Below are 25,531 nucleotides of genomic sequence, written 5' to 3'. Positions count from 1 at the left end.
GTTCAGAGAACCTATTCGCACCCATGACCCTGCTCAAAGACCTCATCCACATCCCCGAGCGGGTCCACCAGGGCGACTTCGTCCTGCAACTGAGCCAGGGCGTGACGCAGCCCGAGCAGACGCTGCGCGACTACGTCGTGACGCCGCAGCTCGTCGATGCGTTCAGCAACGCGCTGGGCTTCATCCAGCAGGCGGTGCAGACGGGTGGCAGCAAGGCGGCCTACCTGCACGGCAGCTTCGGCTCGGGCAAGAGCCACTTCATGGCGGTGCTGAACCTGCTGCTGGCCGGCAACACCCAGGCCCGCGCCACGCCCGAGCTGGCCGACGTGGTGGCCCGCCATGGCTGGACGACCGGGCGGCGCTTCCTGCTGGTGCCGTACCACATGATCGGCGCGCGCGACATGGAGTCGGCCATCCTCGGGCAGTACGCCGAATTCGTCCGCCAGCGCCACCCGGATGCACCGGTGCCCGGCTTCTACCTGGCCGAAGGGCTGTTCCGGGACGCACGGGAGCTGCGCCTGCGCATGGGCGACGCCGCCTTCTTCGAGCAGCTCAACCAGGCACCTCGGCAGCCCAGCGAGGCGACGGCGGACACCGGCCACGGCTGGGGCGACTTCGACAGCGGCTGGGACGCGACGAGCTTCGATGCCGCGCAACTGGAGCCACCGAACGGCGAAGAGCGTGCGCGGCTGGTGAGCGACCTGATCAGCCAGTATTTCTCGGCCTACCGCACGCTGGCGGGCACGGGCGAGTCCTACGTCTCGCTCGACGACGGCCTGTCCATCCTCAGCAAGCACGCCCAGCGCCTGGGCTATGACGCGGTCATCCTGTTCCTCGACGAGCTGGTGCTGTGGCTGGCCAGCCATGCCGCGGACGTGGGTTTCGTCAGCCGCGAGGGCACCAAGCTGGTCAAGCTGGTCGAGGCCACCAACGCCGACCGGCCGATCCCGCTGGTCAGCTTCGTCGCCCGGCAGCGCGACCTGCGCGACCTCGTCGGCGAGAACCTGGCCGGCTCGGTGCAGGTGCAGTTCAGCGACGTGCTCAAGCACTGGGAGGCACGGTTCCACCGCATCACGCTGGAGGACCGCAACCTGCCCGCCATCGCCGAGAAGCGCGTGCTCAGGCCGGTGAGCGAGGCCGCCCGGTTGACGCTGCAAGGCGCCTTCGACGACACGCTGCGGGTGCGCAAGGACGTGCTCGACACGCTGCTGACCACCACCGCCGACCGGGAGATGTTCCGCAAGGTCTACCCGTTCTCGCCCGCGCTGGTGCAGACGCTGATCGCCGTGTCGGCGGCACTGCAGCGCGAGCGCACGGCGCTGAAGCTGATGCTGCAGTTGCTGGTGGACCGGCGCGAGGACCTGGCGCTCGGGCAGTTGATCCCGGTCGGCGACCTGTGGGACGCGATCACCGAAGGGGATGAGCCGTTTTCCGAAGGCATGCGGCTGCACTTCGAGAACGCCAAGCGCCTGTACGGCCAGCGCCTGCTGCCGATGCTGGAGCGTCAGCACGGCGTGACCTGGGAGGCGATCAAGCTGGGTCAGGCCGAGGCGACCGCTGCCCGCAACCTGCGCAACGACGCCCGGCTGCTCAAGACGCTGCTGCTCGGTGCGCTCGTGCCCGAGGTCGAGTCACTCAAGGCACTCACCGCCACCCGGCTGGCCGCACTCAACCACGGCACCTTCCGCTCGCCCATCCCCGGGCGCGAGTCGCAGGACGTGATGCGCAAGTGCCGCGACTGGGCCTCGGAGATCGGCGAGATCAAGATCACCGACGACGTGAACGCGGTGGTGTCGATCCAGGTGACCGGCGTGGACATCGAGCCCATCCTGCGCGCGGCCGAGGCCAACGACAACACCGGCAACCGCCGCCGCAAGGTGCGCGAGACGCTGTTCGACCAGCTCGGCATCAGCGACGGCGCGGGCCTGTTCGTGCGCTACGCCTTCGACTGGCGCGGCACACGGCGCGAGATCGACCTGCTGTTCGAGAACGTGCGCGACCTGGCCGACGACCGGCTGCGCGGACGCGGCGAGGGCTGGAGCGTGGTGCTGGACTTCCCCTTCGACGACAGCCACCACGGCCCGAAGGACGCGCTGGCCCGGCTGCGCGAGTACCGCGGCGGTGACACGCGCACGCTGGTCTGGCTGCCCTCGGCGCTGAGCCCGAAGGCGCTGTCCGACCTGGGGCGGCTGGTGGTGCTGGACCATGTGCTGCAGGGCGACCGGTTCGACTCCTACGCCAGCCACCTGTCCTTCGTGGACCGGGTGCAGGCCAAGGCCCTGGCCCGCAACCAGCTCGACCAGCTGCGCCTGAAGCTGCGCTCGCAGCTCGACGTGGCCTACGGGCTCAGCCCCGAGCCACACGACGCCGTGACCGAGCCGCTCGCGCCGGACCAGCAGTTCCGCTCGCTCGACACGACGCTGTCGCCACGTCCGCCGGTGGGGGCGGATTTCCGGGGCGCGTTCGACCAGTTGCTCGGACAGCTCTTCGCCCACCAGTTCCCGGCGCACCCCGAGTTCGACACCGAGATCAAGCCCGGCCTGGTGCGCAAGCTCTGGCCGGTGCTGCTGCAGGCGATCGAGGCGCCGGGCGGACGCACGCTGGTGGACGACGCGGCGATGCGGCGCCTGCTGCGCGCGGTCGTCGGGCCGGCCCGGATCGGCCAGATGGGCGAGCACCCGTTGCTGGTGGAGCCGCACTGGCTGAGCCATTTCAACCGCTGCCTGGCCCGCGACGGCGGCGGCCCGGTCACGGTGGGACGGCTGCGCCAGTGGATCGACTCGCCCACCCCGATGGGGCTGGTGGAGGAGCTTCGCCGGCTGATCATCCTCGTGTTTGCTGCGCAATCGAACCGGCGCTTCATGCTGCGCGGGGGGCCAGTGGAGGTCGGCATCGACAGTGCGCTGAGCGACGACATGGAACTGCGCGAGCAGGTGCTGCCCGAGCCGGCGCACTGGGAGCTTGCGCGACAGCGTGCCGGTCGGCTGTTCGGCCTGACCCCGGCCCTGACGCTGAACGCCGCGAACGCCGGCCGGCTCGCCGAAGACCTGCGCAAGGCCGCGGTCAACCGGCGCGACGCAGTCGGCCAGCTCGTGAGCCGCTTGCGCAGTCGGACTGCGACCTGGGCCCCCGAGGTGTCCAGCGCACGCCAGCAGACAGCCGAGTCGGCCCAGGCCCTGTTGGCCGCGCTGGTCCAGGCGCCGGAAGAAAGCGTGGTGCGCACCCTGGCCACGGCCGTGCTGCAGACGTCCGAGGCCGCGGTCAGTCAGGCCATGGCCACCGCGGCGGTCTGTGCCGATGGCCTGTCGAGCGGGCCGTGGGCGCTGTTCGAAGCCGTGCGACCGCTGCAGGACCACCGACGTGACGCCGCCATGGCGCTGACGAGCCGGTTGGCTGATGTCTTGACCAGCGATGAACATGTCGTGCCGCTGCGGGCGCGCCTGACGGAGCTGGAACGCGACGCGATGCGGCTGCTGGCGGCCGTGGCGCCGGCGCCGGCCCCTGTGCCTGTGGTCTCGCCTGTACCGCCCCACATCGATCCCACGGTGTCACCACCGGTACCGGCGCCACCACCCTCGCCGATCGTGCTGCCCCCGCCGCCGCCACAAGCCTGCACCGTGCTGGTGGAGGAAGCCCAGCGCAGCCAGCTCAGCGGCACCGCAGCGACCGAAGCCCTGGACGCGCTTAAAACCCGCATGAGCCGTGAACACGACCTGGAGCTGACCCTGAGCTGGCGCCTGGAACGCAAGAGCACCCGGCCATGAGCCTGTCCACCGCCCAGATCACCGCGCAGCTCGATCGCCTGCTGGCCAGCGATGCCAGGGCCACTGCTGTGGCCATCCGCGCGGCCACCCGCCAGCCCTGGCCCGAGACGGTCAGCCAGCGCGGGCGCACCTTTGCGCTGCGCTGGTGCGAGTCGTCGCTGGCGATGCGCGAGGCCCTGTGCAGCACAGAAGAAGACGCTGCCAGCACCGGGCTCGGCCTGCTGCTGCTCACGCCTCTGCGCACGCACGAGGTCGCCGAGGACATCGCCGCGCGGCTGTTCCGCGGGCAGGTGTTCCAGCCCGAAGGCTGGGACATGGTGCGCCAGCTCTTCCAGGCCGGGGACACCGACGCCCGCCTGGGCCGCTACCCGTGGATGCCGCAGTGGCTGATTGACGGCACGGCGCAAGGCCCCTACCCCGCCGTCACCAGCGGCTTCCTCGACCTGGACACGGCATGGCGGGAGGTGCTGCGGCGCTTTCTGGGCCTGCCGTCGGCGCGGCCGGACACGGTCTCCCTGCTGCAATGGTCGGCGCAGCCGCGGGCGGAGGTGTCGCTGAACCTGCTGCCGGCGGCCCCGCGGCGGGATGTGCTGCAGTGGCTCGCCGACGCCGCTGGCTCGGCCGGGGCACTGGTGCTGGCCTGCGTCGAAGGTGGGCGCACCGCCGACGCCTTGCCGCTGGGGCTGGCCTGCGGGGTGGTGTTCGCGGCGCAGGACGAAGGACTGACCGCGCTGGGGGCGGCCGCGATCCGACTGGAACGTTATGTCGAGGGCCGCACCGTGGCCCGTGCGGAGGGGCGGGCCTGGGCCCACGCAGCCGAGCAGGCGCTGGCAGGCCTTGGTCCGGAACTGAGCCGGGCCCTGCTCGAACGGGCGGATGCGCTGCTGGTCGAGTTGCAGATCGGTGAGCACGCCCACCTGAGCGACGCCCTGCCACAAGGCCTGGCCCAGCGCATGCGCCGCTATGCCGCCAACCTGTCCGACCATGTGCAGGCACCCGACACCACCCGGCTGGCCGACGTGGAACGCCAGGCAGACGAGGTGTTGCGGCACCGGCTGGGCGCCACGCAACCGCAGCGCATGGACCGCGTCGAGATGTCGCGGCGCATCGCCCGCTGGCTGTGCAGTCCGGCGCCCGATGCGGTGACGCTGCCGGACGCGGTGGCCTGGCAGGCCGACGACGGGGCCTTCCTTGACTGGGCGCGGTTTCGCCTGCTCGGGGGCGATGACCTGCCGGAGCTGTCCCGCGCCTACGCCGCCGTCCGCGACGCCGTGATCGTCCGCCGCGATGCCTTCGCGCGCACCTTCGCCCAGCACCTGGTCGAATGGAACGCCCGCGGGTCACACACCCACGGGCCACACACCAGCGGAGCCCTCGGCGGCCGCACCGTGCCGGTCGAGCGGGTGCTGGAGCAGGTGCTGGCCCCACTGGCGGCGGCTCAGCCGGTGCTGCTGCTGGTGATGGACGGGCTGAGCACGAGCATCTGCCGGGAGCTGTTGGCCCAGGTTGCCCGCCTGGGCTGGACCGAGGTGGTGCGGACGGACCTCGGGCGCGCGCTGGTCGGTGTGGCCGCCTTGCCCACCATCACCGAGGTCAGCCGGGCCAGCCTGCTTTGCGGCCGCCTCACCACCGGTGCGAGTGGCCAGGAGAAGTCGGCCTTCGTCAGCCACCAAGCCCTGCTGGCCCACAGCAAACCCGAAGCACCGCCACGGCTGTTCCACAAGGGTGATCTGGCGGAAGAGACCAACCTGTCGCTCACGGTGCGCGCGGCATTGGCCGCCACAGGCCCCCGGGTCGTCGGCGTGGTCTACAACGCGGTGGACGACCACCTGAGCGGCCCGGACCAGTTGCACCAGCGCTGGTCGCTGGACGACCTGCGCCTGCTGCTGCCGCTGCTGCACGAGGCCCGCGAGGCCCGCCGCGTCATCGTGGTCACCGCCGACCACGGCCACCTGCTCGAAGACGCCACCCGTGCGCTGACCGGCGGCAAGAGCGACCGCTGGCGACCGGGGCTGGATGCCCGGGCGCCCGACGAGGTTGCGCTGTCCGGTGGTCGGGTGGTGGTGCCCGACGCCCCCACCGGCGCGGTCGGCATGGTGGGGCTGTGGGGCGAGCGCACCCGCTACGCCGGGCGCAAGAACGGCTACCACGGCGGCGTGTCCCCGCAGGAAGTGACCGTGCCGCTGAACGTGCTCGTGCCGCACGGTCTGTCGCTGCCGGGGTGGCAGACCGCATCGCCTGCACAGCCGGATTGGTGGGAGCTGCCGCCGCTGCCCGCCGCGGCGCCTGCCTCACCTGTGCCGGAGGCGCCCGCACCGCGCACGGCATCCCGCCGGGCGGTCGCGCCGCAGAAGGACCAGATCGACCTGTTCGGCGCGGCTTCGGTGGCCCTGCCGATTCCCACCCCGGTGTTGGCACCGGCATCGGCACAGAGATCGACATCAGCGCCTGTACCCCGTCCAGCCGCAGCTCCCGAAGACTGGATTGGCACTCTGTTGCGCAGCCCGATCTATGCTTCGCAGCGCCAGTTGGCGGCGCGCGTGGCGCCGCCGGACGAACAGGTGCGGCAGTTGCTGGGCGCGCTCGACGAGCGGGGCGGCAAGCTGTCGCGCACCGCGCTGGCACAGCGGATGGCATTGACGGAGATGCGCCTGACGGGCCTGCTGAGCGCCATGCGGCGTCTGCTGAACGTGGACCAGGCCGCCATCCTCGGCGTCGATGAGACGGCGGGCACCGTGGTGCTGAACCGCGTGCTGCTGGTGCAGCAGTTCCAGATCGGTGCCAAGGCCACAGGAGGTCGTCCATGATCAGCACCGCACGCCGAGAGGACATCGTCGGCGCCCTGCGTCGCGGCACGGTGCCCAGCGCAGGCCTGGACGCATTGGCCGTCGGCATCGACCCGTTTGCTTCGACGCTGGACGAGGAACTGGCGCGGGTGGCCGCCGGCGCGGGCGGCTTCAAGGCCGTGCGCGGCGAGTACGGCACCGGCAAGACCTTCTTCGGCCGCTGGTTGCAGGAGCGTGCCCGAGCCCGTGGTTTCGCGGCCAGCGAGGTCCAGATCAACGAGACCGAGACGCCGCTGCACAGGCTGGAGACGGTCTACCGGCGACTGGTCGAGCGGCTGGGCACGGCCGACACCCCCACCGGTGCGTTCCGGGGTGTCATCGACGGCTGGTTCTACGCGCTGGAGCAGGATGTGCTGGCCGACAGCGCGGTCGATGCCGACAACGCCGAACAACTGCTGGCCAGTACCGACGCGCTGATGGAAGCCCGACTCGTCGCCATCAGCCAGGCGGCCCCCGCTTTCTCCGCCGTGTTGCGCACCTACCGCCACGCGCTGGCCGAAGGCAACAACCTGTTGGCCGACGGGCTCATCAGTTGGCTGGCGGGCCAGCCCAACGTCGCTGCCAGCGTCAAGCGGGCCGCCGGCATCAAGGGCGATCTGGACCATTTCGGGGCGACCAACTTCCTGGCCGGCTTGCTGCTCATCCTGCGCGACAGCGGCTTTGCCGGTCTGGTGCTGGTGCTCGACGAGGTCGAGACCCTGCAGCGCATGCGCACCGACACGCGCGAGAAGGGGCTCAATGCACTGCGGCAGTGGATCGACGAGATCGATGCCGGGCGCTACCCCGGGCTCTACCTCGTCGTGACCGGCACGCCAGCGTTCTTCGACGGTCCTCAAGGGGTGCAGCGGCTGCTCCCGTTGGCCCAGCGCCTGCACGTGGACTTCAGCACCGACGCGCGGTTCGACAATCCCCGGGCGGTGCAGATCCGTCTGGCACCGTTCGACACCGAAGCACTCCAGTGTGTCGGACGCCGTGTGCGGGATCTCTACGCCGAGGGGCGACCCCATGCGCCCCGTCTGCACCAGACGGTCGACGACCGCTACATCGAAGTCCTGGCGCGGGCGGTCACCGGCGGGCTGGGCGGCAAGGTGGGCGTCGCCCCGCGTCTGTTCCTGAAAAAACTTGTCGCCGACGTGATGGACCGTGTCGACCTGCACGCCGACTTCGACCCGCGCCAGCACTACAAGCTGACGCTGGCCGAGAACGAAATGACGGTGGTCGAGCGTGCCGCCGCCGGGGCGTCGAGCGTGGACGACATCGAACTGTGACCGACGCCTTCGCGCAACTTCACCCTGCGCTGCAGTACCACGTCGTCAACTCGCTGGGCTGGAGCCAGTTGCGCCCCACGCAACTGGAGGCGATCGCCCCGATCCAGTCGGGCAGGCACTGCCTTCTGCTGGCCCCCACGGCAGGCGGCAAGACAGAGGCTGCAGCCCTGCCGATGCTCTCTCGCATCCTGCTGGAAGGCTGGCCGGCCACGAGCGTGCTGTACATCTGCCCGATCAAGGCGCTGCTGAACGACCTCGAACACCGGCTGACCCACTACGCCGGACTGGTCGGCCTGCGCGTGGCGGTCTGGCACGGCGACGTGTCGCAGAGCGCCAAACGTCGGGCCATGAAGGACGCGCCCGACATCCTGCTGACGACGCCCGAGTCGCTCGAAGCGATGCTGATCTCGACCCGGGTGGAGCGCACACACTGGTTCGGACAGCTCCGCGCCGTGATCGTCGACGAGCTGCATGCCTTCGCGGCCGACGACCGTGGCTGGCACCTGCGGGCGGTGATGCATCGCCTGGCGCAGTACACCGCCCAGCCACTGCAGCGCATCGGCCTGTCCGCCACGGTCAGCAACCCGCAGGAGCTGCTGGCCTGGTTCGCGCCCCAGGGTGAGCGCCAGTTGGTCGGACAGGCCCAGGTCAGCACCGACGCCGACGTGACGATCGACCATGTCGGCTCGCTGGAAAACGCCGGCATCGTCGTGTCACGCCTGTACCGTGGCGAGAAGCGGCTGGTGTTCTGCGACTCGCGCAGCAGCGCCGAGCAGTTGGGCAGCTTGCTGCGCGGTCATGGTGTGCGGACCTTCATCAGCCACGCCTCGCTGAGTGCGTCCGAGCGCCGACTCGCCGAGGCCGCCTTCGCGCAGGAGAAGGACTGCGTCATCGTGGCCACCTCGACGCTGGAGCTGGGCCTGGACGTGGGTGACCTGGACCGGGTGATCCAGATCGATGCCCCCTCGACGGTGTCGTCCTTCCTGCAACGCATGGGCCGCACCGGGCGGCGCAGCGGAAGCCGCCGCAACTGCCTGTTCCTGACCACCAGCGACGACGCCCTGCTGCTGGCACTGGGCCTGACGCAGCGATGGTCTGAAGCCTGGGTCGAGGCGGCCATCCCGCCGGCAGAACCCTGGCCGCTGGTGGCGCAGCAGGCGCTGGCGGCCACGCTGGAACGAGGCGAATGGGCGCACCACGAACTGGTGACGTTGCTGCAGGGTGCGTTTGGAGAGTTGCCACCCCAGGGCATCGCCCGGGTGGTCACCCACCTGGTAAGTCAGGGCTTTCTTGACGAGGCTGAACACATCATCCGGATCGGCCCTCGCACCGAGCAGGACTACGGGCGGGGCCACTACCGCGATCTGCTGGCATCGTTCAGTGGACCCGATCTCCTGACGGGCAAACACGGCAGCGCCGAGGTCGGCTACATCGACCCGACCGTGTTGAGCGGCGAACATCCGCAGCGGATCCTGCTGCTGGCCGGGCGGAGCTGGCGTGTTGTCGGCGTCGAGTGGTCGCGGCGCACGGTCTGGCTGGAACCCGCCAAGGAAGGCGGCACGGCGCGCTGGATGGGCAGTGCCCGCAGCCTGAGCCGAGACGTGTGCCAAGGCATCCGGACCGTCCTGGCCAGCGGTGCCCCTTCCGCCATCACGCTGTCGAGGCGTGCCAGGCTGGCCCTGACAGCGTTGGCCGAAGAGACAGGGCTCACACCGCAGACACAGATCCTCCTCACGCAGGACGAGCAGGGTCCTCGCACCTGGACCTTCGCCGGCACGAGGGAGAACCGGACCCTCGCGCACCAGGCCGGGCAACATGGCGCGAAGGTGCGGTTCGATGCACTCAGTGTTCGAGCCCCAGTCGGTTGGCAACTGGACGGGAACGCCGAGGTTCGACTGACTGATCAGGAACGGGTGATGCTCGGGGAGGGTTTCAAGTTCCACGCCTGTGTTCCGGAGGAACTGCTGGACCGGACCATCATGGCTCGGCTGTTTGCCGTGTTGTCGTCGGACAGGTCAGCGCAGGGTGCGTCTCCTGCAAGGGGCTGGCGCACCGGTCTCTAATTCGTTTGGGGTTCGATGTGGTGAACCGCCCATTCGGTAGCTGCGAGTGGTGGGCCGCAATCGCTGCCAGGTGGCCAGTTGACCAATCAAAGCGAGTGGCTGGATTGCAGCGCTTGCTGCCGCTCAGCCCATAGCCCTTGGCGGACCGCTGTCGGCCACTAGCGACCTGCTAGTTGCAGGCTCAACAAGCTGAATACCTGCCAAGCACGCGGCGCGGCCACGTGTCGCCAGTCCATGCGCGCCAGGTCCAGCAGCATTGCCGCTCTCCGCGGTCAACGGCTGGCACGAGAGCGTCTGTCCAGACCGGGCGCGCTCGTGTGAACAACTTCTCTCTTTGCGGGTTTGCGGCAATCGGCCGCCAAGACTGCCGTTCTCGCCGTCACTGGCACGCTGCGATAGCCTGCAACTAGACACTAGAGCCCCAGGGAGCACGAGGGCCCAAAATATGCATATCTCCAAACTTACGCTGGTCAATTACAGAAACTTCAAGAACACCATTTTGACGTTTCAGCGCGGCGTCAACACCATAATCGGGGAAAACGGCGCAGGTAAATCCAACATACTCCGCGCCATCCGGCTGCTCCTGGACGACAACATGGTCCGCGCAGCTTATCGGCTGGAAGAGTCCGATTTCAGCCGTGCGCTGGACCAGTGGAAAGGCCACTGGATCATCATCAGCATGGAGTTCGAGGACCTCAGCACCGATGAGGCGGTGCAGGCGCTGTTCCTGCACGGCACAGCCAAGATCCACGCCGAACCAATTTCCAAGGCTACGTACAACCTGATCTTCCGCCCCAAGAAGGAGATCCGGTTGAAGCTGGCGGCCCTCGATGCCCTTGACTTTGCGGGGTTGAAAGCTATCCGCGAGGGCATCACGATCGCCGATTACGAGACCATCTTCACTGGCCGAAGCAGCGCTAACTTCAGCGATCAGGCTGTGTATCAACGGATCGTAGGAAATTTCGATCTGTGCGTCTTCAGCGACGAAACCGAGTTTCCTGAACTTGGGGCGAAGGTTCCTGGGTTCCTGTCGGTCACCAAGGAAGTTTCACTCACCTTCATCCAGGCGCTTCGCGACGTCGTGGCCGAGTTTCACAACAACCGCACCAATCCGCTGCTCACTCTGCTCAAGAGCAAGAGCGGCGAAATCGACGCGGCGGCCCTCGTGCCCATCGTGGACAAGGTGCGCGATCTCAATGGTGCCATCGAAAGACTTGATGACGTGCAGTATGTGCGCGAGCACATCCGCGAGACCATCAAGAACACTGCCGGCGAAACCTACTCCCCGACGTCGCTGTCGATCCGGTCGGATCTGCCCGAGGAAGCGGAGCAACTGTTTCAGTCGCTGCGCCTATTCGTCGGGGAGTCGGAGGACGGCTATGAAGGGACGATCAACGAACTCAGCCTTGGTGGCGCCAATCTGATCTACCTGACTCTCAAACTGCTGGAGTTCAAGTACCAGCGAGAGAAAATGGCGATTGCGAACTTCCTGCTCATCGAAGAGCCCGAAGCGCATATCCACACCCATATCCAGAAGACGCTTTTCGAGCGCATCACCTACGATGATGCCCAAGTCATCTACACGACGCACTCCGCCCACATCTCTGAGGTGAGCAATGTGAGCAACGTCAACATCCTGGGGCGGCGCGGCGCCTTCTGTGAGGCCTACCAACCAGCGAAAGGACTGGACCCTGCCCAGGTGACGAGCATCCAACGATACCTGGATGCGGTGCGGAGCAACCTGCTGTTTGCCAAGAGCGTGCTGCTGGTGGAAGGGGACGCGGAGGAAATCTTGATTCCTGCTCTCGTGAAGCAGGTTCTGGGCCTGAGTGTGGACGAGTTGGGTCTCAGCGTCATCAACATCCGAAGCACCGGCTTCGAAAACGTGGCGGTCCTGTTCCACGACACCCGGATCCGCAAGCGGTGTGCGATCGTCACTGACCTAGACAAAACCTTCTTTGACACCACGCCGGATGCGAACGATGGCGACGGACTTGCCATGAGGAAGCGAAAGGCGATTGGCTCAGAAACAGCCGGGGCGCAGCGTAAGATCAATTTGGATGCATTTGCTGCTGGCAACGTCTGGGTACGGGCCTTCTACGCCACGCATACCTTCGAAGTGGATTTGATCGACGCGGGCAATCATGAAGCCTTTGTGCGCATCGTCGACAAGGTCTATAAAGCGCCAACGACGATCAAGCAGGCAATCACCGAACTTCGCTCTGGCCTCATCCATCAAAGTGGCTACCGTACCTTGACGATGGCCGAGCAAGAAGGCAAGGGGTGGCTCGCCATCTTGCTTGCGCAGACGCTAGATCATCAAGCCGTGGTGCCCGGCTACATCCGAGATGCCGTGCTGTTTGCGCATGGCCCATTCTCGCGACAGCTGATCATGCGAATCCTCCGTCATCGCATGACACGCCTGCTGGGCATTGATCGCACAGCGTGTCAGCGCTTGACGGCTTTCAATGCCAAGGTGGAGCGATTCGGGCGCTCCGATATCGATCTAGCCACTCTGCGTGCGGCGGCCGTAACGGCGTTGCCGGGAGACGTGGTCCATGCGTTCCTGGCCGGGATGACCTGATGTTTGTCTGGGATGCTACGGAACTCAATCCCGAGCAAGCGGCCGCCGTCGAAGAGCCATCGAGCGTTTTCCTGGTCGCCTGCCCGGGCAGCGGAAAAACGCGCACACTGACTTACAAGATCGCGTATGAGCTATCCCAGCGCACGGACAAACGCATCGTCGTGGCCATCACTTATACCCACCGGGCCGCTGACGAGATCCAGGAGCGAATCGAAGCCCTTGGAGTTGACATCTCCGCCCTGTGGATCGGAACCATTCACTCGTTCTGTCTCGAATGGATCATCAAACCCTACGGAATCTATGTCCCAGAGCTGGCTCGCGGTTACACGGTCTTAGACCGGCACGACCGCGAAAAGATGCTCGATCGACTGTGCTCAGTGTACCGCAGCGTGACCTTTTACGACTGCGAATATTACTTCGAAGGGGATGGTTACCGGCTGGGATGCGCCGACACGCGAAAGCACGACAGCATCCATCAGGTCTTGGCGGCCTACTTTCGAGAACTGGCGGACACGAGACGCATCGATTTCGAGTTGATTCTCTGGTACTCCCAGGTGCTGATCCGGAATCAGCCGCATATCGCAGCGCTGCTCTCGCAGGTCTTTTCCTATGTCCTCGTCGATGAGTACCAAGATACGAAGCAGATCCAGTACAACCTGGTGGGTGCCATTCTTCGGGCGGGCGCCGGCAGGACCAAGACGTTCATCGTGGGTGATCCCAACCAGGCAATCTATGGCTCGCTTGGCGGTTATGCCATTTCGGTGTCGAATTTTCGCGCACTCACGGGCATTCCTATTCGTGAGATGGTGCTTCGATTGAACTACCGTTCAAGCGCGCGGATCATCGGGCACTTCTCTAACTTCAACGTGCACACTACCGACATCGAGGGAGCGGGCGAGATGGTCGGCTTTCCCAGTCACGTCACCTACAACCGACTCGTTGCGCACGACGATCTTCATGATGAACTGATCAGGCTTATTCAAAAGAGCTTAGCCGAAGGGCATGCGCCCGAAGAGATTTGCGTGTTGGCGCCGTGGTGGATCTTGCTGGCGTCAACCACCCGAAAACTGGTGGCATTGCTCCCCGACCAACAGTTCGACGGTCCGGGATTGGTGCCGTTCAGCAATGATCCCGACAACTTTTGGTTCAAGCTTTCCAAGATCTTGCTGACGGACTCGTCGCCCCAAATGCTGGTGCGACGCATGCGATGGGCCAGGGACGTCATTGCCGACCTGCGAGATTTTGGCGTCGACACGGCCAAGATCTCGCAGCGATCGCTGCTGCGGGAGTCCAACTCTCTCGCCATTGGGGCACTTCTAGAAACCGGCCCTGCAGCCCTGAACCTGGTCTGAGCCTGCACAAATCCAGCTCAGACGAGCAGTGGATGACGGCGGCGAGCCCCTGTCCCCACCGTCGCGGTACCCCGCGACGGGGTTTTGCCCCTCACGCGGGCTGTGCGGACGGACCTGCGCTCTTGACCAGCCACACCAGCCTGCGTGCGTTGTAGGCCGCGCACTGCAGCGTGATCGCCAGCGCATTGCGCGCCAGCGTCATCGCCCGCACGCACTTGCCGCCCTGCTGGCTCAGCGCCGCAAAGACGTGCTCGACCCGCGCCCGCGTGCGGTTGATCGTCTTGTTGCGCTGCTTGAGTCGAACCTTGGCCGTCTGCCCTGGCTTGGCGCGACGTGCGATGCCGTCGGCCAGTCCGTGCTGCTGCAGCGTCTGGCGGTTGGCCGCGCTGTCGTAGCCCCGGTCGGCCAGCAGCCGCTTGCGCGTATTCGCCACCTGCAGCACGTCGGGCAGTTGCTGTCCGTCGTCGGCGTTGGCCGCCGTGATCTTCATCTGGCGGATCAGCTTGTAGCGTGCGTCCACGTTGCCGTGCAGCTTGTAGCCGTAGTACGACTTGCCGTGCTTTTGCGTCCAGCGCGCGTCCCGGTCGGTGTGCGCCAGGCGCTTCTTGCTCCAGCCCTCGGGCGCCTCCCCCTTGTTCAGCGCCTCGCGCTCCCGGGCGTTGGCCTGCGTGATCGGCGCCTGCACGATGCTGGCGTCCACGATCTGCCCGCCCCTCGGGATGAAGCCGTGCCGCTGCAACTGCTGGCTCAACGCCTCGAAAATCGCCCGGCCGCCCAGCCCGCCTTCGGCCAGCCGCTGCCGGAAGTTCCACAGCGTGCGTGCGTCCGGAATGTTCAGCGCGCCGTCCAGCCGGCAGAAGCGCTGGAAGCTCAGCCTGTCCAGCACCTGGTGCTCGCACTGCTCGTCCGACAGGTTGTACAGCCCCTGCAGGAACACCATGCGCACCAGCGCCTCGGTCGGGTACGGCGGGCGTCCGCCCTTGCTGCGGTCAGCGCGAGGGCAGGCCTTGTCCACCGCCGAGGCCATCGCTGCGAAGTCGATCAGTTCGTCCATCGCCGCCAGCGTCTGCACGTAGCCCTCCAGCTTGGCCTTGCGCTGCTGCACCACGAACAGGTCGTCCGCGGCCTCCTCAGGAAAGAAGCTCGATGGCTTGGTGCGGGGTGTGATCATGGGGCGGCATCTTGCCGCAGCGCGCGGCTCAGGTGGCGGTCAGGGTCGGTTTCTAGAAGTGCCCCATTGCCGAAACAGACGGCTTGGCGTATCTGGACCAAGCGTTCGTCGCGGTGCTCAATCGCCTGGGGATCGAGTTGTGTGCTTTCCCCACGCTTGTGGAACATCGCAAGGCATTTTTTGCGAGTTCCCAGGCGCGGCTGGAGAAGCTGCAGAAGTCCGGCGCCGACTACATCACCGATCTGTCGTTCTTCAAGAAAGTGTTCCGTGAACGGACCGGGATCACCGTGTCGACGATTCACGGGGTCAAGGGCGCGGAGTTTGACGTAGTCATCGCATTCGGTCTTCTCCAAGGCATGGTGCCCCACTTCAGCGATTCCGACGGTGATGCCGCCGCCAGCAAGCTGCTGTACGTCCTGGCCTCGCGCGCTCGAAAGCACTTGCACCTGATCTCGGAGGCCGGACGCTCACGCGGAAGATATGGGAGCTACGAGCCCACCGAGGTTCTGGCCCGCTTTGAGTTCGATTACAACGGGTAGTGAGGGCGGCGCAGCTACCGCAAGAGCGGTTTAGCCCTGTGACTATTACCTACGGCACCTGGCTTCGCGCCGTCGTGGAGATTGGCCAAAAGGTCAGCCAACGGCTGCTATCGGGGATGCGCCTTGGCCGTATGTACGGCTGCATTGGGTCGGAAGCCGCCGTTCAGGTCGATGCGGTCGAACGGCTGCACCCAGTCTGAAGCGGTCACCGTATCGATCGCGTCGAAGATAGCGACCAGCCATTCGCTTGGGATCGCCGTGGCCAGACAACACGCCGCGCACACCCAAGGCTGCCAAAATCCCACGCCGAACGCGCATCCGATGCGCGAAACCCACCAGAACCACCCAGAACCTGACGCAGACTCTCGGCACCCCTGCGCCGATCCTGCCCCCCAAACACCAGAACTCCCGCCAGAGTCCCTGCCAGCGCCCCATGCACCCGCCACCCCGCACCTCACCGCTGCGCGACGACCGCGCACTCGCGTCGATCACGCCCGCGACACAAGGATGGCTGTCGCGCTGGCTGAGCCGCCTGCTCCACCGACCCGCCGGTTGCCAGGTCTGCGGCCGGTCGCTGGCGCGCTGTGCCTACGACGGCCGGCATCCGGAACTCTGACCCCGAAGAGCGCCAGGGCAGATCAGACCTCGCCGAGTGCCAACAGACCTTGCCTTGACGTCCATGTCCTGAGCGCAGGGGCATTCTGGATTACGCTCGACGACCAAACTAAAAAATCCGCCCTCTGCCTGAACCCCCAGGCACCGCACGGCGCGGTCATGTCATGTTCGAGATCCCTCCTGCGGACCAGGGCTGCGCGCCGCCTGTCCAACCTGCTTCACCGGCGTCACCTGAACCCGCCTCGCCTGCCCCCACGGCCTCCCCCGCACCGCTGTCAGGCCTGACTGCCCTGTGTGTCGACGTCGAGACCCTGCCGGCCGAGGACAACCGGATCTTCAAGCTCGGCGCCCTGCGCAGCGACCACCTGAGCAACCACCCACAGGGGCTGCTCACCGACCTCCACCCGGCCTCGATCCCGCAGACCGCCCAGGTCATCGATCAGCTCAACCAGCTCGCCCACGGCGTCGACGTCATCGTCGGTCACCACCTGCGCCGACATGACCTGCCCGCGCTGACAACCCAGCTCGCCGGGCTGAACTGGCTGGACCTTCCGATCCTCGACACGCTGGAGCTGTCGACCCTGGTCTTCCCCCAGCAGTCCTCGCACCGCCTCTTCAAGGACTACAAGGTCGTCTCGGACACCCGCAACGACCCCTTGAGCGACGCGCGGGTGAGCCTGGACCTGCTTGCCGAGGAGATCGAGGCCTTGCGCCAGTTGAACCTCCAGCATCCGCGCTGGACCGGCGTGCTGCACTTCCTGCTGCAGGACGACCCCGGCATTCACCTGCTGATGACGCGCCTGCGCTCGCGCCCGGCCCCCTCGCTCGACTTCGTGTCCACGGTGCTGCCCCGCCTGCTGGGGGACGTGTGCTGCACCACCCGCCTGATGCCCGTGGTGCAGGCGCTGCTCACCGCACCACTCGACCAGCGCTGGGCACTGGCGCAGACCCTGAGCTGGCTGCGGGTGGCCGCGGGCACCTCGGTCCTGCCCCACTGGGTGCGCGCCACCTGGCCCCAGGCCGGCGCCCTCATCCACGAGCTGCGGGCCCTCGACTGTGGTGACCACGGTCACTGTGGCCACTGCGCCCGGCACCACCACCCCGAAGCCCTGCTGCAACAGCATTTCGGGCTGCCCGGCTTCCGGGCCGTGCCCGCCAGCCCCCGGGGCGGATCGCTGCAGCGCGAGATCGTCGTCGCCGGCCTCGACAAGACCAGCCTGCTGGCCATCCTGCCCACCGGGGGCGGCAAGTCGATCTGCTACCAGGTGCCGGCACTGGCGCACTACGCGCGCACCGGCCAGCTCACCGTCATCGTCTCGCCCCTGCAGTCGCTGATGAAGGACCAGGTCGACAACCTCGTCAGGCAGGGCGTCCAGTGCACGGTCACCCTCAACGGCATGCTCACGCCGCCCGAACGGCGCGCGGCCCTCGACAAGATTCGCCTGGGCGAAGCCGGCATCGTGCTGGTCTCCCCCGAACAGTTTCGCAACCGCGCCTTCGCCGAGGTCCTGCGACTGCGACAGATCGCCACCTGGGTGTTCGACGAGGCGCACTGCCTGTCGCGCTGGGGTCAGGACTTCCGCACCGACTACCTCTACGTCGCGCGCTTCATCCGCGAGCACTTCCCCGGCGTGGCCGCCACGGTCGCCTGCTTCACCGCCACGGCCCGACAGGAAGTCATCAGCGACCTCACCCAGCACTTCCGGGACGAACTCGGCATCGAGCTGCGCTGCTTTCTCGGCGGGCACGAACGCACCAACCTCCGCTACCGCGTGATCACCGCCAGCCGGGCCGAGAAGGGCCAGCACCTGGTCGAGCTGCTCACCCGGGGCCTGCGCGACGGGGGTGCCGCCGTGGTGTTCTGCGCCACCCGCAAGGCCACCCAGCTTCACGCTGAACTCCTGCGGCAAGCGGGCCTGCGCTGCGCCGCCTTCCACGGCGGCTTGCCCGTGAACGTCAAGAAGGACATCCAGCAGCAGTTCCTGGCCGGAGAGTTCCAGGTCATCACCGCCACCAACGCCTTCGGCATGGGCGTGGACAAGCCCGACATCCGGCTGGTCGTGCATGCCGACATCCCCGGTTCGCTGGAAAACTACCTGCAGGAAGCCGGGCGTGCCGGCCGCGACGGCCAGCCGGCGAGCTGCGTGCTGCTGTTCGACGAACTCGACGTAGAAGCCCAGTTCCGCATGGCCGCCGGCGCTCGGCTGGACGGGCGAGATTTTCAGGGGCTGCTCAAGGCGATCCGCAGCCGGGCCGAGCGCTTCCACCGCCGCGAGGTGGTCGTCTCGGCCAAGGAGCTGTTGATCGAATCCGAGGGGGTCGACATCGAGGTCGATGCGCCCGACGCCAGCACCAAGGTCACCACGGCGGTGGCCTGGCTGGAGCGCCGGGACTTCGTGCGCCGCCACGACAACCGCAGCCAGGTGTTCCCGACCAGCCTGCGGGCGGCCTCGCTGGACGAGGCACTGCGGGCGATCCGGCAAGCTGGTCTCAAGGCCGTGCAGCGCGAACGCTACGAGGCGGTCACCCGCAGCCTGTTCCATGAGGTCTCTCCCCAGGGGATCAGCACCGACGAGCTGATGCTCGCCGCCGGCGTGTCGCCCGAGGAGTGCTTCCGGATCCTGCACGGACTCGAACAACTCGGCGTGGTGGCCAACGACCTGGGCCTCACCGCGGCGGTGAGCAAGGGCGTGCGGGGCGCCTCCGACAGCACCTTCCTGCACCTGCAGCACCTGGAGGTCCAACTGCTCGGCCTGATGCAGGAGCTGGCCCCCGAGACCGGCCCCGACGACACGCTGACGCTGAGCATGCGGCCGATGTGCACCGAGCTGCGCCGTCGCCTGAACCTGGCCGAGGGCGACGTGACCGTGAACCCCGACCGGCTGCTGCGCTGCCTGCGCTCGATGGCCGAGCGCTTCGGCCATGAGCCTGCACAGCGCAGCATGCTGCAGGTCAAGCGCCTCGGGGGCGACAGCTTGGAGGTGCGGCTCAACCGGTCCTGGGCGCAGATCCGCACCCTGTGCATGCGCCGCCGCGCGGTGGCCCAGGTGGTGCTCGACACCCTGCTGGCCCGGGTGCCGGCCCACACCAAGGGCGCCCACCTGGTGGTCGAGTGCCAGGTCAAGGAACTGGTCGAGCGGATCGAAGCGGACCTGGTCCTGTTCAGCGAACTGCGGGATGTCGCCATGGCCCTGGAGCAGGCCTTGCTGTACCTGCACGAGACCGGCATCCTCCAGCTCGACAAGGGCCGGTCGGTGTTTCGTGCGGCCATGACGATCGAACTCCTCGGCGAAGCAGACAAGCGGCGCTGGCGCAAGGAGGACCTGGAGAGCCTGCAGGCGCACTACCTGGAGCGCAACCTGCAGATCCATGTCATGCACGAGTACGCCCGACTCGGGGTGCAGGACATCGACGCCGCCCAGGACTTCGTGGCCGCCTACTTCTCCTGGCCACGCGGCAAGTTCCTGCGCAGATACTTCGGCGGTCGCACGGAGCTGCTCAGGCAGGCCACCACGGATGATTCGTACCGCCGCATCATCCAGGCCCTCCAGCATCCCGGACAGGAAGCGCTGGTGACCAAGCCCGGTCCCGGCAACCGGCTCGTGCTGGCCGGACCGGGCTCAGGCAAGACCCGGGTGATCGTGCACCGCATTGCCGCCTTGCTGCGCGTGCACCGGGTGGCCGGCTCCCGCATCCTCGCGCTGGCCTTCAACCGCAGCGCGGCAACCGAGTTGCGGCGGCGTCTGCACGCCCTGGTCGGCGAGGACGCGCGGTCGGTCACGGTGCTCACCTACCACGCAATGGCGCTGCGACTGACCGGCACCAGCCTGGCCGGCACGGGTGGGGTCACCGGCGCCAACAGCGGGCAGCTCGGTGAGCGGTACGGCGAGCGGCTTGGCGAGCGGCCTGCGCAGGAAGTGGATTTCAAGCAACTGATCTGGGACGCGGTGGACCTGCTGGAAGGCCGCAGCGAAGCCTTTGCCGACGCGGGCGAGGCGCGGGACCGGCTGCTGCAAGGCCACGAGTACATCTTCGTCGACGAGTACCAGGACATCAACGCGCAGCAGTACGCCCTGGTCAGTGCGCTGGCGGGACGGCGCTTGCCTGAAGCCGAAGGCCGGCTCAGCATCATGGCGGTCGGGGACGACGACCAGAACATCTACGGCTTCACGGGCGCGAACGTCGAGTTCATCCAGCACTTCCAGCAGGACTACGCGCCGGTCGAGGTGTCGTACCTGGTCGACAACTTCCGCTCGACACCCCACATCCTCCAGGTCGCCCACCAGGTCATCAGCGGCGCCCAGCAGCGCATGAAGGCCGAGCACCCGATCCGCCCGGACGCGCGGCGCCGCGACACCCGGCCCGGTGGTCGCTGGACCCGCCTGGATCCGCACAGTCAGGGGCGGGTGCGCCTGATCGTGGCCCCGACAGACGTGAACCAGCAGGCCCAGATGGTGTTCGAGGAGATCAGCCGGCTGCGGCGGCTGGACCCCCAGCTCGCGCTGGGCGACATCGCGGTGCTGGCCCGCACCCACCAGTGCCTGGTGCCGCTGCGGGTGCTGTGCGAGTTGGCCGACTGGCGCTACACGCTGGTCCTGCCGCGCGACGCACGCAGCACCCTGCTGACGGTGATGCACTCGCGCGAAGGCCAGCAGGTCCGTCGGGCGGTGACGAACAGCGGCCGGGCGCTGCGCTCGACGGCGGCGCTGGCGCGCTGGGTGAAAGCGCTCGGCCGGCAGCAGCCGACCAATCCCTACTGGCAGGACTTGCGCAGCATCACCGAAGACCTGGCGCTGTCCAGTCCGGGCGGCAAGTTGCCGCCGCGCGAGATCATCGAGCTGCTCCACGAACACGCCGACGAGGTCGGCAGGGACGGCAGCCACGAGGCCTTGCGGCTGACGACGGTGCACGGGGCCAAGGGACTGGAGTTCCGCCATGTCCTCGTGATGGACGGCGGCGACTGGGGCGCCGGGCACGGCGATGACCGGCGGTTGCTCTATGTGGCGATCACCCGCGCGCGCGAGACCCTGGCGCTGTTTAGAGGAGAGCAAGGGGGCAACCGATTGCTGCAGGGGCTGGACGGATTGGACGGGGTTCATGTCCAGGCGAGTCAGCCGGTGCCGGCGTGGCGGCCCGAACTGCAGCGGCAGTACCTGTCACTGGGGCCAGCCGACGTCGATCTGGGCTTTGCGGGACGGGCCGGGCCTGCCGATGCGCTGCACCAGCGACTGGCCAAACTGGGCTGGGGCAGCCGAGTGCAGGTCGTCGATCGACAGATCCTGAACCAGCAGGGTGAACTGGTGGGCCGGCTCGCCCAGAGGACGCCCCCACCCGGGCGTCCGAGTCAGGTGCTGGAGGCCAAGGTCACTGGGATGATGGTGCGCCGACGCGAGCAGACCCACGTCGAGTACCTGGACAAGGTGCGTGTTGACCGCTGGGAAGTGCCGCTGGTCGAGGTGGTGTTGCCGGCAGAGACGCCGCAGGCCGCGGGGGTGTGACAGATCCACGGGCTGAACAAGATCAGCGCCCACCCGTCAACGGCAGCCGTCGACGACGGACTCACGTCGGCACGCTCCGCAGGTCAGCCGGGCAAGGCTCGTGTTCTGCAAAATTGCAGAAAATCCGCGATTTTGCAAATTATCTGCAATATTGCAGAACTCCAAGCTCTACTTGATCAGACAAGCACAATCCATACCTTGCAAAATTGCAAAAAATTTGCAATTTTGCAGAGATTGCCGCGGACTTGCACAGTCTCAAGCACCGTAGGTCGGCTGAGCGAGGCTGATGTTCTGCAATTTTGCCAAAAATCTGCAAAATTGCAGAACTCACCAAGTCACCCGAGCAATGACTGTTGACGCCGGCTTCCATCTGAGCGGAGCAAATCGACCGGAAGTTCCTGTCTATCAACTATCAACATTGGGGGGCAAGAGCGCTGGCTCACTTCTAGGCGCGTGCCTCAAATAGGTGATGGTCTAAACACTCGGACCCCAGTGTGCGTAGGGTGCTGCAAAAGTGCATCCTGGCGTCGCTGTGCGTCGCTCTGCGCGGCTTCAGCGGCCTTCAACTCGGCCTCGGCCGCTTTGACCGCTGCTGAAGCTTTACGGGCCTCCTGCTGCGCTTGCAGCGTCTCTGAGTGCGCACGATCTGCTGCGGACACAGTCGCTTCCTTTTCGACGATCTCGCGCTCGATCTGCTGCGCCTGTCGGCTAACCTCAGCGACCTGCGCGGCCTCAGGGTCGGCGAGGCGAGCCGCTACGCGGGCTAGCCAATTACGTGCTTCGATCTGGCGCTCCAGCCCTTCCCGCTCACACTTCGCATTGCCCAGCGCTCGACGTAGCTCGACAAGCGCGTCGCGCGGATGGCCGAGCAGCGACTCAGTCATCGATGCGCTGCTCGCTCGTGCTTCAGCGTGCAACGAGGCTGTGCGCAGTTCTGCGAGCCGCACCTTCATCTGCGCTATCCGGTCGACCGGTGCCGGTTGCGCGGCGAGCGAACTGGCCATAGCAGGCGCCGGTGGCGCTGCGACGGGCTTCCTGGTAGCCAGGCGTGCCTCGACCATAGCCCGTTGCCGGGCTGCGAAGTGATCTGGATCTTCGACCGACCAGGCCGGAATCGTCTCCGGCGCTGGCCGCTGGCGGTACCGCGTCGCGGTGTATGCCTGGCGGCGCTTCACGGCCTCTGCCAGTGCCTGGCGGGCCATGTGAGCGCGACCACGTGCAGTAGCAGCGTCCACACCGCACCCACTGGGCTGCGGTGCGTCGGCAGCACGGTGGCGGGCGACGGCTGCACGCACTGCGTCAGCGTCCAGCTCGCGGGCAAATATCGGACCCTTCAGACGCACCGGCCCCACGATGGTCGGCAGCGTGACTGACACAGAGTCACGCCCCTGGCGCGTAATTTCACCGTGCGCCTTGAGCACGCGCACGACGCCGGCCCGATCGGTGATCTCCCCGGCCAGCAGTGCGTCCTCCACTGCCCGCGTCATCAGGATGCGCGGATCGCGCTCAATGGGCGGTACGCGGCCCGGCTGCAGCGGCCTGGCGCGCGCAGGATCGTCTGGGCGGGCCCAGTTGTGCTCGTAGTTCCAAGCATCGCGCAGGGCACCGTATGCCCGTTCCCAGCCTGGTGGCGCGGGGTTGTAGGACTTGCCCGTCAGCAAGTCGACCCGGGGCATGACGACGTGGAAGTGTCCGTCGTGCATGACAGCCAGGACGTCGAGCCGGTCAGCGTCGAGACCACCACACATCAACTCGATCAGCTCGTCTAGGCACGTGCGCATCTGCGCCTCAGTCGGTCGGTCTTCCGGGTGCCAGGCGACCACGAGCGAGGTGTAGCGCTGAACCGTGTGCTGGCTGTCGATGAGCCGGGCGGTCATCGCCGGGTCACCCTTCAGCACTTTGATCATGCGGCGTGGCTGTCCGCGGCTGTCGAGCGCCTGCAGCAGATACCGCACGGCCCGTCTGCCTGAGCCAATGCCGTGGGGGAGGACCTTGATCGACGACATACGCCTCAGGACGTCGGCACGGGCACGGGGTCGGCCTGGACGGCGAGCCGGTCGAGCTGCCCGCGCATCGCAGACAGCTCGGCCAGCAGCAGAGTGGCATCCACGGCTCGCTTGCCCGGCAGGAGGCGCACTGCGTGCAAGCCATGCGCGATCTGGTTCACATTGGTACCAATCAGGCGCAGGGCTTGCAGCAGCGCAGGGTCGGCAGCAGTGACAGGAGCGAGCGACTTCACCCGTTTGCGGGGCCGCACGGTGCCCAGCGGCTTGGCTTCGTCAAGCTTGATGTACGAGCGCAGCACGTCAGAGACAGACGTGCCACGTTCGTCGGCCTCGGTCCGAAACCGGGCCGCCATGGACTTTGGCAGGCGGCAGGGGACGGGGATGAGCGGATCGGCGGCGGGCACAGCGGGCATAAAAATTCCTGGTCGCGACAGCGGGGGTCAAGGGGGGTGCAGCCCCCTTTGTCAGCTCCAGAATACGCTGAAGGCGTGTACGGGTATGCTGGCTTACAGAAAACGATCTTACCAGCCCCCACCAACAAAAGCGCAATTTGCTCAGCCAGCGCGCCCAACTGTCGACGCCTCAGTGGGTACGGTGAACAGCAGAGCGTGCAGCTGTGAACGGCGGTCCGGTCAGAAAACGCGCGCATTCGGTGGGGAGGCGGGTTTTGGTCTTACGTGACAGACCTGCGACAGCGCGGCCCTGCTCTCACGGTTGACGTGAACTCGGTTCGGAGCGATGGGGACAGACGGGCGGTGCGGGTGAGCAGGCCGCCTGCAGAGCCGAGGTCCGCAGACGGGCCCAGGGCTGAGCCGCCGCCGTTGCGCTACAACGGTCGCACCCAGGCCGAAAAGGGTGGGCGCGGCAGTGGCCCCTGAAGTTTGACGGCTTGAGCAGAGCCACGCCGCACCCTGCACCGTGCTGCAACAAGTAGTGCCACGCCCGTGTGGCGCTGCAGGGCACTGGAGATAAACCCTCCCGTGGCGGCATCGGCCCAACTGTTCCTGTGCGCACGCTGCCGGGTGCAGCTCAGCCACTCGCGCCAGGTATTCCTGTGCTTCTTCATGGACGCCCGCATGGACAGCTTCCTGCGCGGACACGTCGAAGCCTTCGAGGCCTTCGGCGGCGTCGCCCAGGTGCTGCTCTACGACAACATCAGGAGCGCCGTGCTCGAACGCCAGGGCGACGCCATCCGCTTCAACCCGCCGCTGCTGGCGTTCGCCGCCCACCACCGCTACGAGCCACGTCCAGTCGCCGACCAGCGCTGACCCGAAGACCACCGGCGCAGCGTGCGCGAAGCCTTCAAGGCCGAGCGGGAGGTGCTGCTTGGACCTGCCGGTGCATCCGTGGGTCCTGAGCGAGCGCCTGGCTGTCACGGTGGGCAAGACGCCCTACGTGCACTTCGACCTCAACGACTACTCGGGGCCGCACACGCTGGTGCGTCGCGCGCTGGCGGTGCTGGCCGACGAGCACACGGTGCGTATCCTCGACGGTACCACCGAGGTTGCCCGTCACCCGCGAAGCTGGAGCCGGGCCGAGCAGATCGAGCAGGACAGCCACGTCAAGGTGCTGGTCGCCCACAAGCGTCAGGCCCGCGCGCAGCGCGACGCCGCCGCGGCGCAGGCTGTCAACGGCATTTCAAGATTCCCCGGAGCGTCCCCATGAGTGAGTACGATCCCACCGGACTGCGCACCCAGGCTGACGAGCTGCGCCTGTACGACCTGCTGGCCCACTGGCCCGAAGTCCTGGACAGCCCACTGGTCGCCCAAGCAGGCCCTGGCCGTCTTCGAGTGCCTGCAGATACTGCGCGAGGCCCTCTGGCAGC

14 protein-coding genes are annotated in these 25,531 nt (G+C 67.1%); 11 read left to right on the top strand and 3 right to left on the bottom strand.

What is annotated here, in order from left to right; all coding sequences use genetic code 11:
- Window positions 1-23: 23 nt before the first annotated feature.
- From BDD16_RS22635 to BDD16_RS22610, 6 genes are all read left to right on the top strand, one after another.
- Window positions 24-3,764, top strand: coding sequence for a BREX-2 system ATPase PglY family protein (locus BDD16_RS22635; RefSeq protein WP_179636391.1), 3,741 nt, complete (start codon window positions 24-26; stop codon window positions 3,762-3,764).
- Complete coding sequence (gene pglZ / locus BDD16_RS22630) at window positions 3,761-6,571, top strand: BREX-2 system phosphatase PglZ (protein ID WP_179636390.1); 2,811 nt, start codon at window positions 3,761-3,763, stop codon at window positions 6,569-6,571. The genes BDD16_RS22635 and pglZ overlap by 4 nt, the downstream gene beginning before the upstream one ends.
- Window positions 6,568-7,878 carry a BREX system ATP-binding protein BrxD gene (gene brxD, locus BDD16_RS22625; protein ID WP_179636389.1) on the top strand — a complete coding sequence of 437 codons (1,311 nt, stop codon included), beginning with the start codon at window positions 6,568-6,570 and terminating at the stop codon, window positions 7,876-7,878. Before pglZ ends, brxD begins: the two co-directional genes overlap by 4 nt.
- Window positions 7,875-9,941: a DEAD/DEAH box helicase gene (locus BDD16_RS22620; protein WP_179636388.1), complete on the top strand. Its 2,067-nt coding sequence runs from the start codon at window positions 7,875-7,877 to the stop codon at window positions 9,939-9,941. Before brxD ends, BDD16_RS22620 begins: the two co-directional genes overlap by 4 nt.
- Window positions 9,942-10,386: 445 nt before the next feature.
- The gene (locus tag BDD16_RS22615) at window positions 10,387-12,525 is read left to right on the top strand and encodes an ATP-dependent nuclease (RefSeq protein ID WP_179636387.1); all 2,139 of its coding nucleotides are present in this window, start codon (window positions 10,387-10,389) and stop codon (window positions 12,523-12,525) included.
- Complete coding sequence (locus BDD16_RS22610) at window positions 12,525-13,877, top strand: UvrD-helicase domain-containing protein (RefSeq protein WP_179636386.1); 1,353 nt, start codon at window positions 12,525-12,527, stop codon at window positions 13,875-13,877. The genes BDD16_RS22615 and BDD16_RS22610 overlap by 1 nt, the downstream gene beginning before the upstream one ends.
- Before the next feature lie 91 nt (window positions 13,878-13,968).
- Here BDD16_RS22610 and BDD16_RS22605 read toward each other — a convergent pair whose 3' ends face one another.
- A complete protein-coding gene (locus tag BDD16_RS22605) occupies window positions 13,969-15,048 on the bottom strand; it encodes an IS5 family transposase (RefSeq protein ID WP_179632875.1) in 1,080 nt (359 codons plus the stop codon).
- Window positions 15,049-15,131: 83 nt separating this feature from the next.
- Between BDD16_RS22605 and BDD16_RS22600 the strand changes: the two genes are divergently transcribed.
- The 3 genes from BDD16_RS22600 (at window position 15,132) to BDD16_RS22590 (ending at window position 21,700) form a co-directional block, all read left to right on the top strand.
- A complete protein-coding gene (locus tag BDD16_RS22600) occupies window positions 15,132-15,587 on the top strand; it encodes a 3'-5' exonuclease (RefSeq protein ID WP_218898225.1) in 456 nt (151 codons plus the stop codon).
- Window positions 15,588-16,020: 433 nt separating this feature from the next.
- Window positions 16,021-16,203, top strand: coding sequence for a hypothetical protein (locus BDD16_RS22595; protein WP_179636385.1), 183 nt, complete (start codon window positions 16,021-16,023; stop codon window positions 16,201-16,203).
- Between the two features lie 163 nt (window positions 16,204-16,366).
- Window positions 16,367-21,700: a RecQ family ATP-dependent DNA helicase gene (locus BDD16_RS22590; protein WP_179636384.1), complete on the top strand. Its 5,334-nt coding sequence runs from the start codon at window positions 16,367-16,369 to the stop codon at window positions 21,698-21,700.
- 458 nt (window positions 21,701-22,158) lie between these two features.
- Here the strand turns inward: BDD16_RS22590 and BDD16_RS22585 are convergent, their stop codons facing one another.
- Window positions 22,159-23,706 carry a relaxase family protein gene (locus BDD16_RS22585; protein ID WP_179636383.1) on the bottom strand — a complete coding sequence of 516 codons (1,548 nt, stop codon included), beginning with the start codon at window positions 23,704-23,706 and terminating at the stop codon, window positions 22,159-22,161.
- 5 nt (window positions 23,707-23,711) lie between these two features.
- Complete coding sequence (gene mobC / locus BDD16_RS22580; RefSeq protein WP_179636382.1) at window positions 23,712-24,119, bottom strand: plasmid mobilization relaxosome protein MobC; 408 nt, start codon at window positions 24,117-24,119, stop codon at window positions 23,712-23,714.
- 567 nt (window positions 24,120-24,686) lie between these two features.
- Here mobC and BDD16_RS22575 point away from each other — a divergent pair.
- Together BDD16_RS22575 and BDD16_RS22570 are read left to right on the top strand one after the other, a co-directional pair.
- Window positions 24,687-24,974 (top strand): hypothetical protein, encoded by a 288-nt coding sequence (locus BDD16_RS22575; RefSeq protein ID WP_179636381.1) that lies wholly within the window; start codon window positions 24,687-24,689, stop codon window positions 24,972-24,974.
- A 70-nt stretch (window positions 24,975-25,044) separates the two neighbouring features.
- Window positions 25,045-25,371, top strand: coding sequence for a Mu transposase domain-containing protein (locus tag BDD16_RS22570; RefSeq protein WP_179636380.1), 327 nt, complete (start codon window positions 25,045-25,047; stop codon window positions 25,369-25,371).
- Window positions 25,372-25,531: the final 160 nt, after the last annotated feature.

Origin of the sequence: Sphaerotilus montanus (assembly GCF_013410775.1) — a bacterium.
Lineage (GTDB): Bacteria > Pseudomonadota > Gammaproteobacteria > Burkholderiales > Burkholderiaceae_C > Sphaerotilus > Sphaerotilus montanus.
Note: the sequence above shows the minus strand (reverse complement) of the source record. Positions and strands in the feature narration are given on the sequence as shown.